Here is a 16,552-nt window from a genome sequence, read left to right as displayed (position 1 = left end):
CCGAACCTGGGGCCTCGTCACCCGGGCCGGGCCGTTGTGCTCGCGATGTACGGCGACGGGCGGACGGTCGGCGCGCAGCGGCCCGGCCGACGAGGCCCACCAAGGGCCGAGCCGACGACGTACGCAGACCGCACCCGGAGCCGCCCGCGAACCGACCCGGCCCGGGAGGCCGTCGCGCGGCGCCGAGCGGATACCCCCGTACTCCGCCCGGCGCCGCGCCGCTTCGGTGCTGGGGCTTGGCTTGGTGCTGGTGACAAGCCTGCGGACCCGGGGGAACCGGCCGCAAGCGATCGAGGTGAAAACGGGAAACTGGAACGGGAATCCGCCCACCGACCAGCGCGGACGGGACTAGGGTGGAACGCGTCGGAACGGGGGCGGGACGTGAAAGACGCGGCGACGGAGAAATTCGCGGCGCAGTTGCGCGAGTTGAAGCAGCGCTCGGGGCGCAGCTACGGGTCGCTGGCGGCGCGCCTCCACGTGAGCACGTCGACCCTCCACCGCTACTGCAACGGCGACGCGGTCCCGTCGAGCTATGCCCCGGCGGAACGCTTCGCGCGTCTGTGCGGCGCGACCCCGGAAGAACTGGTGGAACTCCACCGCCGCTGGCACCGCGCCCACGGCACGCGCCGCGGGTCGACTCCGTCGTGGGCGGCGGGGGAGCCGACGACGGGCCCGGGCCGCGGCAGCGGGGCGCCCGCGGCGGGCACGGGCCGCGGGGGAGTGGACCGCCGGTCGCCTGGAGCGAGGCCGGGTGCGCGGGGCAGTGGCGCGCGCGGCGGTGCGGGCGGTGCGCCTGCGGCGGGCACGAGCGGTGGAGGAGTGGACCGCCGGTCGCCTGGAGCGAGGCCGGGCAGTGGCGCGGCGGCGCGGGGAGGCACGGGCGGGCCTGGGGCCGGTGCGGGTCGTGGCGGTGCGGACGGCCGACCGGTTGGCGCGCAGCCGGGTGCCCGGCGCCAGAAGGGTGCTGGCTCGGGTACGACGCCGTCGTGGGCGGCGGATGGGCCGGAGGAGGGCCGGAGCGGCGGGGCGGGCGACGGGAGTTCTGGCGCGGACCGGGGTACGGCATCGCCGCGATCGGCGGATGCACCGGGAGGCGGGGACTCCGATTCCACGACCCACGCGGGCGAGGCTGCGGGCGCCAGTGAAGGAGTTGGCCGGTCCGGCGCGGCAGCGGACGGCGCACGCGGCGGCGCCACCGGCGATGTGAACGAGGCGAACGCCGCGGCGGCGGGCGGCGACGCGAGCGACGCAACCGCCACGACGCCTTCACCTCCGGGCGCCCCGCGGGGGCGCGGCTCCACCACGGCCGCGACCGACGACACGACCGCCCCCGCGCCGAAAGCGCGCGGCGGGTCGTTGGCGACTGGCGGACGCCCGGCCCGTCCGGGTGCGGAGCCGGCCAGGGGCTCCGCCGCGGCCGGGACGGCTTCAGGCGCACGGCCCGCCGCATCCGGCGGTGCAGCCGGGCGGGGCGGCGACGTAGGTGACGCGACGGACTCCGCAGTGCAGCCCTCCGTGGCCGGAGGCGCTGACGCGGCCACCGACGGGCCCTCGGCTTCCGCTTCCCTCGGCTCCGCCGCCCGCGGGGCCCGCGGTGTCGCAAGCGACTCCGGCTCCGGTGAAAAGCGTCGGTCTGTCGGCAAGTTGCGCCCTGGTCACGACTCCGCCCCCGGTGGTTCCGCGCCCTCGGGTGGCCGCCGCGGGCCGCGGTGGGCGCGGCGGTGGCGGCGGGTGGGGGTGCCCGGGGTGGGGGTGGCGGCTGCTGCGCTTGTGGCGTTTGTGGCCACCTCCAGCGGGTCCACCGGTGAAGGCCGCGCCGACGGTGACACCGGGCGCGCGAGCGACGTCGTGGCCGACGGGAGCCGGGGTGGCGGGGGCGCACAGGGGGGCGAGACCGTGGAGAAGGAGCGGTCCAACGAGCCGTCCGAGCGGCGCAAGCCCTCGCCCGCCGGCGGTGGTGAGGACACGGGGGCGGGCGCAACCCCCGGTGCCACGCCCCGCAAGGGCGGGGCCGGAGCCGCGGGCAAGGACACGCCCGCCGTGCAGACCCCCCTGGCCTGGTCCGTCCGCTCCCACGTCTGGTCGAACGGCTGCGACCACCGCTACCTCATCGACAAGTCGCCCGACGACGTGCCGCCCCCGCCCATGGCACAGGACGCCGAGGCGTGGGCCTCCAGCCAGGGTGCCGTCCACGGCGGGACCACGAACATCGAGGCCGCCATCGAGCCGCGTGGCGACGAGCCGGTGACCATCAACGCCGTCCACGTGCGCAAGACCTCGACCGGCACCCCGCTGCCGTGGAGCGCGTTCGCGATGTCCAGTGGCTGCGGCGGCGAGGTCACCCAGGCGGCGTACCGCGTCGATCTCGACAAGCCCCGCCCCGTTCTCAAGCCCCAGCAGGGCGGCGACTCCACGCACAAATGGGATCCTCCGGCGCTGCCGTTCCGCGTCACCGACGACGAGCCGCTGTCCCTCCTCATCCACGCCAACACCGAGGACTACGACGTCCGCTGGTACCTGGAGGTCGAGTGGAGCAGCGGTGACGAGTCCGGGGCGATACGCATCGACGACCAGGGCGCCCCGTTCCGTACCAGCTCCCTCAAGGGCCGCCCGCTGTACGACTACGACACCCTCAACGGCTCCTGGTACTCCTGGCCGGTCGACGCGCCCGCGGATGAGTCCGCGACCCCGGCGCCGTAGGACCCGGAGGAACCGGAAGAAGCGGAAGGAGATCCACCGTCGAGGGGCGTATTCCAGCCAGATGAAACGGTTCTCCAGGTCAAGACCGCGTTCTGGGCCGGGAATTGGGGATGATTCCCTTGTGGGGGATGCGCATGTGACGCAGGCAGACGATAGGGTTAGCCTGCCCGGGCCGGGAGCCCTCGTAAGGGTGGGGAGTGTCATGGATCAGATAGCAATGCGCGGCAAAGCGCGAGTTCCTGCGATCAACTGCGGGAGCACCGCGTCGCGGGCACGCGTCGACCGGCATCTAGCCGTGCTCGGCGGACCCGCCGCCCCCCAGGGGGACACGGACAGCGCCACCATGCTGATGCGTGAGCTGACCGCGCGCGAGGAGAGGGCCGCGAAGCCGGGCCGTATGGCGCGCGTTTCCCTCTTCGCCCCGCTGCGGAAGCTGCGGCGCACCCTCTTCGGCAACCGCCGGAGCTGACAGACAGCCGTATCGGGGCGGGCGCGGCGACCCGGCATGCCGCGCCCGCCCCGATCGCTGCCCGCGTCCGTTCGCACCCCCACCCGAGCGGACCCGTAGCAGTGCGTCTCAGCCCCGTCCCCGCGCGCTGCGCCGCACCGCCAGCGGTACGAACACGGCCAGCAGCACCACCGACCACATCAGCGCCGCCGCCACCGGATGCGTCATCGGCCACGCCGCGCCCGGCCCGTCGTCCAGCCCCGGCGGCGCGCTGCCCGTCAGGTCCCGTACGGCGGTGACGTACGCGCTGAGCGGGTTCCATTCCACCACCGCCCGCAGCCATCCCGGCATGCCGTGGGTCGGTACGTACGCGTTGGACAGCAGCTGCAGCATGAACGTCGTGCTCGCCAACTGCCCCGCAGCCTCCTCGTTGCCCACGGCCATGCCGAGGTGGATCCCGATCCACGCCGAGGCGAACCGCAGCAGGAGCAGCAGCCCCAGCGCCCCGGCCGTCGCCGCCGCGGAGCCGTCGTTCCGCCAGCCCACGGCGTAGCCCACCGCGACCAGCGGCACCAGCCCGGCGGCGAACAGCAGCACGTCCGCCACCGCGTGCCCCAGCGGTACCGCCGCCCGGCTGATCGGCAGTGCCCGGAAGCGCTCCGTCACCCCGCGTCCGGTGTCGACGGCGGCCTGGAGCATGCCGGTGACGAGGCCGCCGGCGGCGGTGGTGGCGAAGAGGCCCGGGACGATGTACGTGCGGTAGTCGGCATCGCCGGGGAGTGAGACGGAGTTGCCGAAGACGTAGCCGAAGAAGAGCAGCAGCGTCAGCGGCATGATCTGGGTGATGACGAGCAGCACCGGGTTGCGCCGGGCGCGCTGCAACTGGCGGCCGACGATGGCCATGCCGTCGTACGCGAGGTCGCTCATGCCGCCTCCTCCTTCGTGTCCTGCGCGGTCCCGGCGGCATCCTTCGCGGTCCCGGCGGCGTCCGCCCCGGTGAGCCGGAGGAACACCTCGTCCAGCGTCGGCCGGCGCAGGGTCGCGTCGACCACCGGCACCCCGGCGGCGTCCAGCTCCCGCACCACGCGCGGCAGCGTCAGCTCCGGGTCGTACGCGGCCGCCCCCACCGCGCGCCGCTCCGCGTCCAGCCGCGGCTCGCCGCCGGTGAGCGGCCCGAGCACCACGGCCGCCGCCGCGAGCGCCGTGTCGTCGGCCACGACCACCTCCGCGTACGCGCCCACGCGCTGCTTCAGCTCGTCCGGCGTGCCGGTGACGGCCGCCCGGCCGTGGTCGACGACCACCACCGTGTCGGCCAGCCGGTCCGCCTCCTCCAGGTACTGCGTCGTCAGCAGCACCGTCGTGCCCGCCGCCGCCAGCTCCCGTACCGCCGCCCAGATCTGCTCGCGGCTGGCCGGGTCGAGCCCGGTGGTCGGCTCGTCGAGGAAGAGCACCCGCGGCCGGGAGAGCAGGCTCGCGGCCAGGTCGAGCCGCCGCCGCATGCCGCCGGAGTACGTGCGGGCCGGCCGGTCGGCGGCCTCGGCGAGGCCGAACCGCTCCAGCAGCTCGTCCGCCCGCTCCCGCCCCGCCGGCCCGCGCAGGCGCAGGAGCCGGGCGAAGAGGCGCAGGTTCTCGCGCCCCGACAGGTCGTCGTCCACGGACGTGGCCTGCCCGGTGACGCCTATGGCCCGGCGCACGGCGGCCGGCTCGGCGGTGACGTCGTGCCCGGCGACGCGCGCGGTGCCGCCGTCCGGCGCGACGAGCGTGGTCAGCACACGTACGGCGGTGGTCTTGCCGGCGCCGTTCGGGCCGAGGAGGCCGCAGACGGTGCCCTCGGGGATGGCGAGGTCGAGGCCGCGGAGGGCGTGGACGTCGCCGTAGCGCTTCTCCAGCGCCTCACTAAGTACAGCGTACGTAGTTGTCATGCGGCCGAGCATAGCCGACTCAGTACGCTGTACGTAAACCGGCACCCCACGGCCCCGAGGAAGGCAGCGATGGCAGCGAGCGGACGAGCCGCCGACGGGGCGGCGCGCGGCGCCACCCCTGAGGTGATCTGGACCCGCCCGGAGCGCGCGGGCCGCGGCCCGCGCCCGGCGCACAGCCGCGCCGCGATCGCCGCCGCCGCGGTCCGCATCGCCGACGCGGACGGTCTCGACGCCGTCTCGATGCGCCGCGTCGCCGCCGAGATCGGCAGCGGCACCATGTCGCTCTACAACTACGTGCCGCGCAAGGAGGACCTGCACGAGCTGATGGTCGACGCGGTCAGCGCCGAGTACGACCTGTCGGTGCCCCTCACCGGCGACTGGCGCGCCGACGTGCTGGCGCTGGCGGAGCAGTCGCGGGACCTGATGCGCCGGCATCCCTGGCTGCCGCGGCTCACCGCGACCACGGCGTACGGGTTCACGCCCCACGCGCTGCGCTACCTCGACCGGTTCCTCGCCGCCCTGGCGGGCCTCGACGTGCCGCCGGGCACGAAGATGGAGCTGCTCGCGATGGTCACGGCGTCGGTGACCAGCTACGTCACGTTCGAGATCGCCCTCGCGGAGCGGGCCCGTGCGCTGCCGTGGACCGAGGCGGAGGAACAGGCGGTCCGGGGGGCGTATCTGGCGGGGCAGTTGGCGACGGGCGAGTATCCCCACCTGGCCGCGGCCCTGGCCCAGGCGCCGGAACCGGGGGACCACGAGGCGGCGTTCCAGCGGATGCTGGGACGGGTGCTGGACGGCTTCGAGACCTCCGGCGGGCCGGAGTGACAGGGTTCTGCCAGGTCAACCGGCGGTGCCCGCCGCCCTCTTGAAGGCGTCCCGCCCCGGGATTACGTTCCACTGCCATGTATCTCTCCCGGCGCCTGCTCGCCCTGCCGCTCGGCCTCGCAGCGACCGCCGCGATCGGGCTCGCGCCCGGCGCCGCCGCGACGGGCGGCACGCCGGGCCCGGCCGCGGCGCCGGGCGACCCGCTGTCGTACGTCGTCAACAGTGCGACGGATGCCGCCACTCTGGACCGGGTCGAGGCCGCGACCGCCGACGCCGGCGGCACCGTCGTGGCCACGTACCCGAAGATCGGCGTGACCGTCGCGCACGCTGCGGACACGGACTTCGGCAGCAGGCTGCGCGCCGTGCCCGGCGTCCGGTCCGCGGGCGCCACGCGCACCGCGCCGCTGCGGAGCACGGCGGCGGCGCCGGAGGAGGGCCGGTTCAGGGCGTACGAGGACCGCGGGGCCGCCGGCGCCGTAACCCCACGGACCGGAGCCGGCGCCGGTGCCATCCCGCCGGAGCCGGAGCCGCTGGAGGCCGAGCAGTGGTCCCTGCGCGTCGTCCGCGCCGACCGGGCGCACGCCCTGTCCACCGGCAGCCCGGACGTCACCGTCGGCGTCATCGACAACGGCGTCGACGACACCCACCCCGACCTCGCCGCCAACTTCTCCGCCGGACAGTCCGCCGACTGTGTCGGCGGCGCCGCCGACACCAGCCCGGGCTCCTGGCGCCCGTACCCGGAAGGGGACTTCGCCGGCCACGGCACCTGGGTCGCAGGACAGATCGCCGCCCCGCGCAACGGCCTCGGCGTCGCCGGAGTCGCCCCGGACGTGACGATCGCGGCCATCAAGGCGGCCGGCCCGGGCGACGGCTTCGTCTACGCCGAGTCCGTCGTCTGCGCGCTCGTCTTCGCCGCCGACCAGGGCATGGCCATCGCCAACAGCAGCTTCTCGATCGACCCGTGGCACTTCGTCTGCGCCGACGACCCCGACCAGCGGGCCATCCTCGACGCCGTCTCCCGCGCCCAGCGCTACGCCACCGGCAGGGGCCTGCTCCAGATCGCCGCCGCGGGCAACGGCAGCCGCGACCTCGCCGACCCGGCGTTCACCGACGCCGAGAGCCCCAGCGACGGCACACCGGCCGAGCGCACCGTCGACCCCGCCGCGTGCCCCGTGCTGCCGCACATGCTGCCCGGCGTCGTCAGCGCCGCGTCGGTCGGCGCGGAGAACCTCAAGTCCGACCACTCCGACTACGGCCTCGGCGTCATCGACATCGCCGCCCCCGGCGGCGACGACTACCAGATCCCCGACACCCCCTCGCGGGACCCCTACGTCCTGTCCACCTGGCCCGGCGGCGAGTACGCCTCGGGCCCCGGCACCTCCGCCGCCACCGCCCAGGTCTCCGGCGTCGCCGCCCTCCTGAAGAGCGCGCACCCGGGCGCCTCTCCCGCGAAGCTGCGCGCCCTCCTGGCCGCCCACGCCGACAACCCCGGCTGCCCCGACGCCTACGACCCGGACGGTGACGGCGCCGAGAACGCCGTCTGCGAGGGCGACGACCGCCGCAACGGCTTCTACGGCGCGGGCATCGCCGACGCCCTCGACGCGGTACGCCGCTAGCCGCCCGCCCGACGCGTACTCAGATCAGGGCGAACTGCCCCTCCGGGCCCTCTTCGTGGTGGTCCAGCACCGACGCCGGGCGGCGGGCAGAGGGCGGGGCGGGGAGGATGCCCGCCTCGTGCAGTTCGGCCGCGGTGATCTCCGCGGGGTACGTGCCGTCCGTGCCCCGCGCCTCGTCCGCGCCCGGGTCCGCCGCCTCCGCGAGCAGCGCCAGCACGGTGATCAGCTCCAGCAGCTCCGACGTCCACTCCTGCGGCCACGCCGCGGGCCGTATCGCCGCCAGGGTCCCCGGCTCGGCGGGCTCCAGCCGTGCGGCGATCCACTGCTCCAGCACGGGGACGCCGCCCGCCGTGAACTCCCATGCGCCGCGCGGCACCGGCGAGATGCGGCCCTCGCCGAGGTGCAGCGCCTCCTCCTCCGGGTCGTACGACACCTCCGCGGGCCTGGCCGGCAGCGCCGCCCGCACGTACGGCCGCCGGCCGCCCGGGAGCCGGGGTTTGCCGCCGCCGCGGGCGCCGCGGAGCTGCACCTCCAGCAGCCGCCGCCCCCGCGCCACGCCGGCCCGCCACGCCTCCGGGTCCGCGGTCAGCGGCACCGCGCACCCGCGCGGGGTGGCCCGCCCGGCGGCCAGCACCCAGGCGAACACGTCCTCGGCGCCGACCTTGCCGCCCAGCCGCCTCCCCAGCCAACGCAGCAGCCGCGGCGGGAGGTTGGGCTCCCGGCCCCGGGGGCGCCGGTACAGCGGCCGGATCCGGCCGGGGCGCCCGGCGGGCGACCGCCCGTCCGGCAGCAGCGCGGACGCGACCACGGCGAGCCCGCCGGACCCGCCGGGAGCCGGCGTGACGTACCCCGCCTCGACGGCGAACAACTGCCGGTCGTCCGCGACCCGCCACAACTCGGGGCGGGCGGCGTCGAGCAGCCTGTTGTCGGGGATCAGCCACTGCTGGTCGTACGCCCCGTGCAGCACCCGCACCGGCTCGGGACACGGCCCCGCCTCCCGCGCCAGCCGCCCGGTCCCGGCGGCCCGGCCGGGCAACTGCGCCACGGCACTGTGCGCCGTCCGCGCCCGCGTCGCCCGGAAGAGTGCGTCCCGCTCGTCGCCTTCGGCCCGTACGAGCGCATCCCACCGCCGCCGCAGCGAGGCGGCGTCGGGCGCCATGACCCACCCCCGCCCGAGCCGCAGCGGGGCGACGCCCCAGGGCATGAGATCGGCGAGCAGCGGGGCGGTGTCGCCTTCGGCGGGCTCCCGGGAAGCGGCGGGCGATGAACCTTCGACGGGCGCCCGCGGCTTGGCCACGGCCCGCCGCGGCGCCGGGGCACCGTCCGCGGGCGGGTCCGCCGCGGAGTCCGCGTGCGCGGGCCGCTCCTCCGCCGGTGGCTCCTCCGCCGGGACCTCCGTCGCGGACGCGGCGGGCTCCGCCACGGCCGGACCGCCGTCCGCCGAACCACCCATCCCGCGACCTCCCCTCGATTCCCGAGCCCCCGCAGGGCGCTTCGCATCCTACGATCCCGGTGCGACATCCCCGGCGTCGTCACCGTCCCGTCGCGCGCTGTTGAAGGCCGCCTGAAGCTGCAGCCAGGACGGATCCCCCGGGGCCGCGGTGGTCACGGCCGCCAGGTCGTCCGGATCCCAGGTACGGGTCCCGTCGGACAGGACCAGGTGCGTCTCCGGCTCGCCGTCGTCCGGAAGTTCAGAGGTGGCGTCCAGGAACGCGGTGACCGCGGCTCTCGACGTGTCGCCGGCTGCGCCGGGGTCTCCGCGGAGTCGGCGCGCACGGACACGAGCACGAGTTCGCCGCCACCGCCGGCGGCCACCAACTCGCCCGTCGCCAGGGCGTCCAGCCCGGTCGCGGGGGGCCGGCGAGTATGTCGTGCTCGACCGCGTGCCGACCGTCGACATCGAGTTCGACGAGAGTCCCCTTCGGGGTTCCGATCGGACAGGGTGCCCGCCACCGACTCGCGTACGTGCCGCAACCTCAACGATCGTCACCCGCACCACCGTAGTTCCCGCCGGCCCGAGGCTCGGGGCCGTTCCGGAGCTACGGCGCCTCCAGGGTCACGCTGAACGAGAACCGGTCGCCCCGGTAGCGGATCCTGGCCACGTCCACCACCCTGCCGCCGTCGTCGTACGAGACGCCCGTGTAGTGCAGGATCGGGCTCAGCAGCGGGACGCCGAGCAGTTCGACCGTCTCCGGTTCCGCCAGCGTGGCGGTGACCGTGTCCGTGATGCGGGCGATGCGGATGCCGGCGCGGTCGCGGAGGACCTTCGTCATCGGCCAGCGCTCCAGGTCCGCCGGGTCGATGCGGGCCGCCGCCTCCGGGTGGACGGTGTTGTCGGCCCAGTTGGTGGCCTCGCCGGTGGTGCCGTCGTGGCGCAGCCTGCGGTACGTCATGGCCTCGGCGAGGTCCGGGAAGTACCCGGCGAGGTCCGCGGGGACCGGGGCGGGGCCGTGGGCCAGGAGCGTCGTGCGGTCGCCGGACTGCTGGGCGACGATCGCGTCGACCGAGCCCAGCAGCCGGACGGGGGCGGTGTGCCGGGCGGTGGCCTCGATGAACGTGCCGCGCCGCCGGTGCCGCGTGATCAGGCCCTCCTCCTCCAGTTCCTTGAGGGCCTGGCGGAGCGTGAGCACGCTGACGCCGTAGTGCTCGGCGAGCTGTTCCTCCGTCGGCAGCCGCAGCGGCGCGTCCGGGGGGCGGCCGAGGATCGAGGCGCGCATGGACTGCGACACCTGGTACCACAGCGGCAGCTTGCGGTTGAGCTGGAGGGAGTCGGGGGCGAAGAGGCCGGTCATGGCCTGAATTCTTGCCGCAGCCCCCGCCACACGTCGTCGTAGCCCTGCTGGAGGTGCTCGGCGTCCCGCGCCTGCGGCGTGAGCGTGACCGGCCAGCGGGTCTCGAACATGAACGCCAGCCCGTCGTCGATCTTCTGCGGCTTCAGCTCGGCGGCCGAGGCGCGGTCGAAGGTCTCCTGGTCCGGGCCGTGGGCGGACATCATGTTGTGCAGCGAGCCGCCGCCGGGCACGAAACCTCCAGGTCCGGCAGTCTTCGCGTCGTACGCACCCTCGACGAGGCCCATGTACTCGCTCATCACGTTCCGGTGGAAGTACGGCGGCCGGAAGGTGTCCTCGCCGACGAGCCAGCGCGGCGCGAAGACGACGAAGTCGACGCCCGCGAGCCCCGGGGTGTCGGAGGGCGAGGTCAGGACGGTGAAGATGGACGGGTCGGGGTGGTCGTAGCTGATGGTGCCGATGACGTTGAAGCGGTGCAGGTCGTAGACGTACGGGACGTGGTTGCCGTGCCAGGCGACGACGTCCAGCGGGGAGTGGTCGTACGTGGCCGTCCACAGGTTGCCGCAGAACTTGCTGACGACCTCGACCGGGCTCTCCGTCTCCTCGTACGCCGCGACGGGCGCGAGGAAGTCGCGGGGGTTGGCCAGGCCGTTGGCGCCGATGGGGCCGAGTTCGGGGAGGACGAAGGGGCTGCCGTAGTTCTCGCACACGTAGCCGCGCACGGTGGCGCCCGCGGTCAGCGGCTCGACGCGGAAGCGGACGCCGCGGGGGACGAGGGCGACGTGTCCCGGCTCGGCGCGCAGCAGGCCGAGTTCGGTGCGCAGCAGCAGTCCGCCGCGCTCGGGGACGACGAGGAGTTCGCCGTCGGCGTCGGAGAAGACGCGGTCCATGGGGGCGTTGGCGGCGTAGAGGTGGATCGCCATGCCGGTGCGCTGGGCGGCGTCGCCGTTGCCGCCGAGGGTCCACAGGCCGGCGAGGAAGTCGGTGCCTGCCGGGGGTTCGGGCAGCGGGTTCCAGCGGAGCCGGTTGGGGTCGGGGACCGCCTCGGTGAACGGGGCGGTGCGCAGGGCGCCGTTGTCCGCGCGGACGAAGCGGGGATGGGCGGCGGAGGGGCGGATGCGGTAGAGCCAGGAGCGCCTGTTGCCGGCGCGGGGCTCGGTGAACGCGGAGCCGGACAACTGCTCGGCGTAGAGCCCGAGGGGGGCGCGCTGGGGGGAGTTGCGCCCGGTGGGCAGGGCGCCGGGGACGGCCTCGGAGCTGTGCTGGTTGCCGAAGCCGGAGAGGTACGTCAGCCCCTCGGCGGTCTTGCGCGCCCGCTCGGCGCGCTCCTGCTCGGCCCGTGCCTGCTCTGCGCTGCTGGTCATGGGGTACCGCCCGTCTTCCCGTCACCATTCCTATGGGGAACCATAGGAATGGTCTCAGGTGCACGCGGGCGGCGCCACCCGGCGCGCGTGACCCACCGCACGCCCGGACGGCCTGGGCGCCGAAAACTACCGGCGCTAGTTTGGTGCCGTACGCACACCGCCGACCCACCCGGAGACGTACCGATGCAGGCTCACGACGGCATGTTCATCGACGGCCGCTGGCAGCCCGCCGCCGGCGACGGTGTCATCGAGGTCGTCGACCCCGCGGACGAGCAGGTCATCGCCACCGTCCCGGCCGGCACCGCCGCCGACGTGGACGCCGCCGTCGCCGCCGCCCGCGCCGCGTTCCCCCACTGGGCGGCGACCCCGCCCGCCGACCGGGCCGCGCGCGTCGGGGCGCTCAGCGACGCGCTGGCCGCCCGGGCGGAGGACGTCGCCGCGACGGTCACCGCCGAGCTGGGCGCGCCGCTGACGTTCAGCCGTAAGGTGCACGCCGCGGTGCCGGTCGCCGTCTCCGCCTCGTACGCGGAGATCGGCGCCTCGTACCCGTACGAGGAGAAGGCCGGGACCGCCACCGTCCTGCACGAGCCCGTGGGCGTCGTCGGCGCGATCACGCCGTGGAACTACCCGCTGCACCAGATCGTCGCCAAGGCCGCCCCTGCGCTGGCCGCCGGCTGCACCGTGGTCCTCAAGCCCGCCGAGGGCGTCGCGGCGCTCACCGAGCTGGGCACCGAGAACGACTTCTCGGTCACGGCCACGGAGGACGCGGGGGCGTTCACGGCGGCGAACCTCGCCCAGTACGAGTCGGTCGTCTTCCTGCACACGACGGGCGACGTGCTCGACGGGACCCAGCAGGCGGCGTTCGAGGGCTACATCAGGGGAGGCGGCGGCTACATGGGCATCCACGCCGCCGCCGACACCGAGTACGGCTGGCCGTTCTACGGCGAGCTGGTCGGCGCCTGGTTCGCCTCCCACCCGGCGATCCAGCAGGCCACGGTGAACGTGGAGGACCACGCGCACGACGCCACCGCGCACCTGGACGGCCAGTGGGTCCGCAACGACGAGTGGTACGACTACCGGGCCAACGCGCGCGACACCGCGCACGTGCTGGCCACGCTCGACGAGTCGACCTACGACGGCGGGCAGATGGGCGAGAACCACCCCATCGCCCGGTGCCAGGAGTACGAGGGCGGCCGGTCGTTCTACACCGGCGGCGGCCACACCGCCGAGTCGTACGCGGAGCCGGACTTCGTCCGCCACCTCCTCGGCGGCGTCCGCTGGTCAGCGGGCGCGGTGGAGGCCGACTGCGGCTGAGCCCGCCCCGAGCCCCGTCGTCGCCGCGAGGGGCGGCGGCGACGGCCCGGCCCCCGGGCCGGCCGGCGCGGGGCGGAACGCCGATCCACCCCCGCCGAACCCAGGTGCCCGGCCGCCCAGGCCGGGCACCTGGTCCGTGCCGGTGCCGTGCCCGTGCCGGTGCCGTTCCGGGGCAGGTGCCGGTACTACGGCCTGTCGTCCAGCAGCTCGCCCTCCAGCAGCCCCATCGTGAACTGGTCGTACCAGCGCCCGTCCCGCCGGAACACGGACCGCAGCCGGCCCTCCTCCACGAAGCCCACCTTCTTGTAGACGCTGATCGCCGCGTGGTTCTCGGTCACCACCGTCAGCGAGATCTTGTGCAGCCGCATGTCCTCGAAGCCGAAGCGGCATATCGCGCGCAGCGCGTCGGTGGCGTAGCCGCGGCCCCAGTACTCCTTCTCGCCGAGGTAGACGTCCAACTCGGCCAGGCCCGTCTCCGGCTCGGCGTCACGCAGCCGGACGAGGCCGATCAGCGCGCCGTCGGCCAGCACTTCGACCGCGTACAGCACGTCTCCGTACGCGTTCGGGGCGCGCTCCTCCAGGTTCCGGCGGACCCGCGCCAACGATGCGGCGTAGCCGTCGTCCATCCAGCGCATCACGTCGGGGTCGTGGTTCCACCGCCACAGCGCGTCCGCCTCCGCGGGCTCGAACGCCCGCAGCTTCACCAGCTTTCCGAAGACCATCCGGCTTTCCTCGTACTCTCAGACGTCCTGGATGCGGCGCCAGGGGAGGTCGGCCTCCAGGGCGAAGGCCAGTTCCAGCAGGGTGCGTTCGTCGCCGTGGGCGGCCGAGAGCATCACGCCCACCGGCATGCCGTCCGCGGGTGCCGGTTCCGTGGCGGGGGCGGGGAGGGAGATCGCCGGGCCGCCGTTGATGTTGTTGATGGGGGTGAACGCCACGTACGCGCGCAGGCGGTTCAGCAGTTCCTCGTACGGGACGTTCGGCGACAGGTGGCCCAGGCGCGGTGTGGTGTGCGCGAGGACCGGGGACAGCAGCACGTCGTAGCGCGTGAGCGCCGCGTCGTACGCCTCGTCCGCCGCGCGGCGCAGGCGGCGCAGGAACGCCGGGGTGGTGTGCATCCGGCGCACGTACGTCGACCGCAGGCCCTTGCTCAGGCCGTCCATCCGGCGCGCGTCGAAGTGCCGGTCGTACACGAACCGGCCGCCTGCGCCGGCGAGGAACGCGAGCATGCCCCAGTACGCGATGAAGTCCTGCTCGAAGCGGCCGTCGAGCGGCAGCGCGTAGGTCTCGACCGTGTGCCCCTGACCCGCCAGCACGGTGGCGACCGCCGCGACGGCCGCGCGCGTGGCGGCGTCGGTCGGCGCACCGGTCGGCGACTCGGCCACCAGGCCGATCCGCAGCCGGCGCGTGCCCGGGCCCTCGACCAGGCCGAGCGGGGGCATGCGCGGGTTGCGCCAGTGCCGTTCGGCCGCGGCGAGGAACGCGGCGGTGTCGCGCACGGACCGGCTCAGCACCCCGTCGCCCACCATGTCGATGGGCAGCCTGCGGCCCGTCTCGTTGGCCACGACCCGGCCCCGGGTCGGCTTGAGGCCGACGAGCCCGCAGCAGGCGGCGGGGATGCGGATGGAGCCGCCGCCGTCGTTGGCATGCGCGATCGGCACGGCGCCGGAGGCGACGAGCGCGGCGCTGCCGCCGGAGGAGCCGCCGGGGGAGTAGGAGGGGTGCCAGGGGTTGCGAACCGGCTCGTCGTCCTCGTACTCCGTGCTGGCGTTGAAGCCGAACTCCGGCAGCCGGGTCTTGCCGAGGAACGTCATGCCGGTGCTCAGGAACTGGCGCGTGAACGGCGCGTGCCGCGGCGCGGCGTGCGGGGTGAAGGCCGCGCTGCCGTGGCCGGTGGGGAGGCCGCCGTAGTCGGTGTTGTCCTTCAGCAGCGTGGGCACGCCGGCGAGCAGTCCCGTGGCCGTGCCGTCCGTCCCGTACGTGTCGAAGGCCGGGACGGCGACGGCGTGCAGCTCGGGGTCGACCAGCCGGATCCGCTCCACCGCGGCCCGGGCCAGCTCCCCTGCACCGACCTCCCCGTCGCGGACGAGCGCCGCGAGGGCGACGGCGTCGTGCGCGCCGAGGGCGTCGTCCCGGAAGGCGTGCACAGGCGGGCGGTCCGCGGGCGTCGCCGCCTCGCCGGTACGCGCTCCCGCGCCCGGGTCGCGGCGCCGTGCCGCGCGGCCGCGCTTGCCGGCGGCCTTGCCGTCCTGCCGGTCTGCCGTCATGTCGTCGGTCATGGCCTGCCTCCCGGCTGGGGTGACGCTTCCACGGCGGTGGCCATCCGGTCCACCGCCTCGGTCAGCACCTCGGGCGAGGTGGCGAAGTTGAGCCGCGCGTGCCCCGCGCCGCCCGTGCCGAACGGGATCCCCGACGCCAGCGCCACCCGCCCGCGCTCCAGGAACACCGCCGCGGGGTCGTCCCCGAGCCCCAGCGCGCGGCAGTCCAGCCAGGCCAGGAACGTACCGTCCGGAGCGCGGTACTCCACCCCCGGCAGCCGCTCCGCCAGCAGCCGTCCGAGCAGCCGCCGGCTCTCGTCGAGACCGGCGAGCAGCGCGTCGAGCCACGGGCCGCCGTGCCGGAAGGCGGCCACGTGCGCGAGGGCCCCGAGGTGGCTCGCGCCGTGCGACATCTCCTCGGGTAGCAGCGCCAGCTCGCCCGCCGACTCCTCGCCCGCGACGGCGACCGCGGACTTCAGCCCCGCGAGGTTCCACGCCTTGGAGGCCGACAGCAGCGCGAAGCCGCGCTCCGCGCCGGGCACGGTCAGATACGGGACGTGCCGTGCGCCCGGCGGCACCAGCGGGGCATGTATCTCGTCGGCGACGACCCGCACCCCGTGCTCCCCGGCGAGCGCGGCGACCCGCGCCAGCTCGGCGGCGGTGTGCACGGTGCCGGTCGGGTTGTGCGGGCTGCACAGCAGGTACGCCGCGCGGTGGCCGCCGGCGCGCGCGGAGGCGAACGCCTCCGCCAGGGCGGCGAAGCCGATGCGCCCGTCCTCGCCCAGCGGGGCCTCGACCACGCGCAGGCCCAGGTGCTCGGTGTAGGCGTAGAACGGCGGGTAGACCGGGGAGTTGACGACGACGGCGTCGTCCGGGGCCATGACCAGCTTCAGCACCTCGGCGATGCCGCGCATCACGTCAGGCACGAGGGCGATCCGCTCGGTCGGCACCTGCCAGTCCCAGCGGCGTTCGGCGAACTCCGCCACCGCCTCCGCGTACGGCTCGACGGTCGCGTACCCCGTGTCGCCCAGGTCGATCGCCGTGCGCACCGCCTCGGCGACGGGGGCGGCGAGCTGCGTGTCCATCTCGGCGACCCAGAGCGGCAGCACGTCGGGCGGATACGCCCGCCACTTCACCGACGTCCGCCGGCGCAGCTCCGCGAGCGTCGGCCCGCGCAGCGGATCGGCCACCGGGGCGTCCGGCGTCCCGGCGCTCATCGGCGGCCGCAGGGGCGTGGCGGGCGGGGGCGTACGAAGGCGTTCGACTGAGCCATGTCCGCCATGGTAGGTCGGCCCACCGACACCGGACCTGCGAAT

General features: G+C 75.2%; 12 protein-coding genes and 2 pseudogenes. 6 read left to right on the top strand and 8 right to left on the bottom strand.

Annotated elements, in window-relative coordinates; genetic code table 11:
- Nucleotides 1-45: 45 nt before the first annotated feature.
- From OG946_RS05880 to OG946_RS05870, 3 genes and pseudogenes are all read left to right on the top strand, one after another.
- Nucleotides 46-582: pseudogene (locus OG946_RS05880) on the top strand (helix-turn-helix domain-containing protein); the annotation flags it as partial.
- Nucleotides 583-1,779: 1,197 nt separating this feature from the next.
- Nucleotides 1,780-2,700, top strand: coding sequence for a hypothetical protein (locus OG946_RS05875; RefSeq protein WP_326800475.1), 921 nt, complete (start codon nt 1,780-1,782; stop codon nt 2,698-2,700).
- Between the two features lie 202 nt (nt 2,701-2,902).
- Entirely contained in the window at nt 2,903-3,169 is a 267-nt protein-coding gene (locus OG946_RS05870) for a hypothetical protein (protein ID WP_078898157.1), read from the top strand.
- A gap of 108 nt (nt 3,170-3,277) precedes the next feature.
- Here OG946_RS05870 and OG946_RS05865 read toward each other — a convergent pair whose 3' ends face one another.
- Nucleotides 3,278-4,075, bottom strand: a complete 798-nt coding sequence (locus OG946_RS05865; protein WP_326795087.1) for an ABC transporter permease — start codon at nt 4,073-4,075, stop codon at nt 3,278-3,280.
- Entirely contained in the window at nt 4,072-5,070 is a 999-nt protein-coding gene (locus tag OG946_RS05860) for an ATP-binding cassette domain-containing protein (RefSeq protein ID WP_326795086.1), read from the bottom strand. The genes OG946_RS05865 and OG946_RS05860 overlap by 4 nt, the downstream gene beginning before the upstream one ends.
- Nucleotides 5,071-5,139: 69 nt before the next feature.
- Here OG946_RS05860 and OG946_RS05855 point away from each other — a divergent pair, with 69 nt between their 5' ends.
- Both OG946_RS05855 and OG946_RS05850 read left to right on the top strand, forming a co-directional pair.
- Nucleotides 5,140-5,895 (top strand): TetR/AcrR family transcriptional regulator C-terminal domain-containing protein, encoded by a 756-nt coding sequence (locus tag OG946_RS05855; protein ID WP_326795085.1) that lies wholly within the window; start codon nt 5,140-5,142, stop codon nt 5,893-5,895.
- Nucleotides 5,896-5,972: 77 nt separating this feature from the next.
- On the top strand, nt 5,973-7,511 hold the full coding sequence (locus tag OG946_RS05850; protein ID WP_326795084.1) for a S8 family serine peptidase: 1,539 nt from the start codon (nt 5,973-5,975) through the stop codon (nt 7,509-7,511).
- 19 nt (nt 7,512-7,530) lie between these two features.
- On the opposite strand, the gene OG946_RS05845 is transcribed toward OG946_RS05850, so the two are convergent.
- The 3 genes from OG946_RS05845 to hmgA form a co-directional block, all read right to left on the bottom strand.
- The gene (locus OG946_RS05845; RefSeq protein WP_326795083.1) at nt 7,531-8,964 is read right to left on the bottom strand and encodes a type ISP restriction/modification enzyme; all 1,434 of its coding nucleotides are present in this window, start codon (nt 8,962-8,964) and stop codon (nt 7,531-7,533) included.
- Between the two features lie 586 nt (nt 8,965-9,550).
- Nucleotides 9,551-10,303: a GntR family transcriptional regulator gene (locus OG946_RS05840; RefSeq protein WP_326795082.1), complete on the bottom strand. Its 753-nt coding sequence runs from the start codon at nt 10,301-10,303 to the stop codon at nt 9,551-9,553.
- Entirely contained in the window at nt 10,300-11,664 is a 1,365-nt protein-coding gene (gene hmgA / locus OG946_RS05835; protein WP_326795081.1) for a homogentisate 1,2-dioxygenase, read from the bottom strand. Before hmgA ends, OG946_RS05840 begins: the two co-directional genes overlap by 4 nt.
- Nucleotides 11,665-11,847: 183 nt before the next feature.
- Between hmgA and OG946_RS05830 the strand changes: the two are divergent.
- Nucleotides 11,848-12,885: pseudogene (locus tag OG946_RS05830) on the top strand (aldehyde dehydrogenase family protein); the annotation flags it as partial.
- Between the two features lie 278 nt (nt 12,886-13,163).
- Here the strand turns inward: OG946_RS05830 and OG946_RS05825 are convergent.
- From OG946_RS05825 to OG946_RS05815, 3 genes are read right to left on the bottom strand one after another with little or no spacing between them, the layout of a single operon-like run.
- Nucleotides 13,164-13,700 (bottom strand): GNAT family N-acetyltransferase, encoded by a 537-nt coding sequence (locus tag OG946_RS05825; RefSeq protein ID WP_326795079.1) that lies wholly within the window; start codon nt 13,698-13,700, stop codon nt 13,164-13,166.
- Between the two features lie 18 nt (nt 13,701-13,718).
- Nucleotides 13,719-15,257 carry an amidase gene (locus OG946_RS05820; RefSeq protein ID WP_326795078.1) on the bottom strand — a complete coding sequence of 513 codons (1,539 nt, stop codon included), beginning with the start codon at nt 15,255-15,257 and terminating at the stop codon, nt 13,719-13,721.
- Nucleotides 15,254-16,453: a MalY/PatB family protein gene (locus tag OG946_RS05815; protein WP_326795077.1), complete on the bottom strand. Its 1,200-nt coding sequence runs from the start codon at nt 16,451-16,453 to the stop codon at nt 15,254-15,256. The genes OG946_RS05820 and OG946_RS05815 overlap by 4 nt, the downstream gene beginning before the upstream one ends.
- Nucleotides 16,454-16,552: the final 99 nt, after the last annotated feature.

Origin of the sequence: Streptomyces sp. NBC_01808, assembly GCF_035917395.1 — a bacterium.
Classification (GTDB): domain Bacteria; phylum Actinomycetota; class Actinomycetes; order Streptomycetales; family Streptomycetaceae; genus Streptomyces.
Note: the sequence above shows the minus strand (reverse complement) of the source record. Positions and strands in the feature narration are given on the sequence as shown.

Excerpts from the sequence above, each read along its gene's own strand:
- hmgA (WP_326795081.1), bottom strand. The coding sequence starts at position 11,664 with ATGACCAGCAGCGCAGAGCAGGCACGGGCCGAGCAGGAGCGCGCCGAG.
- OG946_RS05820 (WP_326795078.1), bottom strand. The coding sequence starts at position 15,257 with ATGACCGACGACATGACGGCAGACCGGCAGGACGGCAAGGCCGCCGGC.
- OG946_RS05825 (WP_326795079.1), bottom strand. The coding sequence starts at position 13,700 with ATGGTCTTCGGAAAGCTGGTGAAGCTGCGGGCGTTCGAGCCCGCGGAG.
- OG946_RS05855 (WP_326795085.1), top strand. The coding sequence starts at position 5,140 with ATGGCAGCGAGCGGACGAGCCGCCGACGGGGCGGCGCGCGGCGCCACC.
- OG946_RS05865 (WP_326795087.1), bottom strand. The coding sequence starts at position 4,075 with ATGAGCGACCTCGCGTACGACGGCATGGCCATCGTCGGCCGCCAGTTG.
- OG946_RS05870 (WP_078898157.1), top strand. The coding sequence starts at position 2,903 with ATGGATCAGATAGCAATGCGCGGCAAAGCGCGAGTTCCTGCGATCAAC.
- OG946_RS05815 (WP_326795077.1), bottom strand. The coding sequence starts at position 16,453 with ATGAGCGCCGGGACGCCGGACGCCCCGGTGGCCGATCCGCTGCGCGGG.
- OG946_RS05845 (WP_326795083.1), bottom strand. The coding sequence starts at position 8,964 with ATGGGTGGTTCGGCGGACGGCGGTCCGGCCGTGGCGGAGCCCGCCGCG.
- OG946_RS05840 (WP_326795082.1), bottom strand. The coding sequence starts at position 10,303 with ATGACCGGCCTCTTCGCCCCCGACTCCCTCCAGCTCAACCGCAAGCTG.
- OG946_RS05850 (WP_326795084.1), top strand. The coding sequence starts at position 5,973 with ATGTATCTCTCCCGGCGCCTGCTCGCCCTGCCGCTCGGCCTCGCAGCG.
- OG946_RS05860 (WP_326795086.1), bottom strand. The coding sequence starts at position 5,070 with ATGACAACTACGTACGCTGTACTTAGTGAGGCGCTGGAGAAGCGCTAC.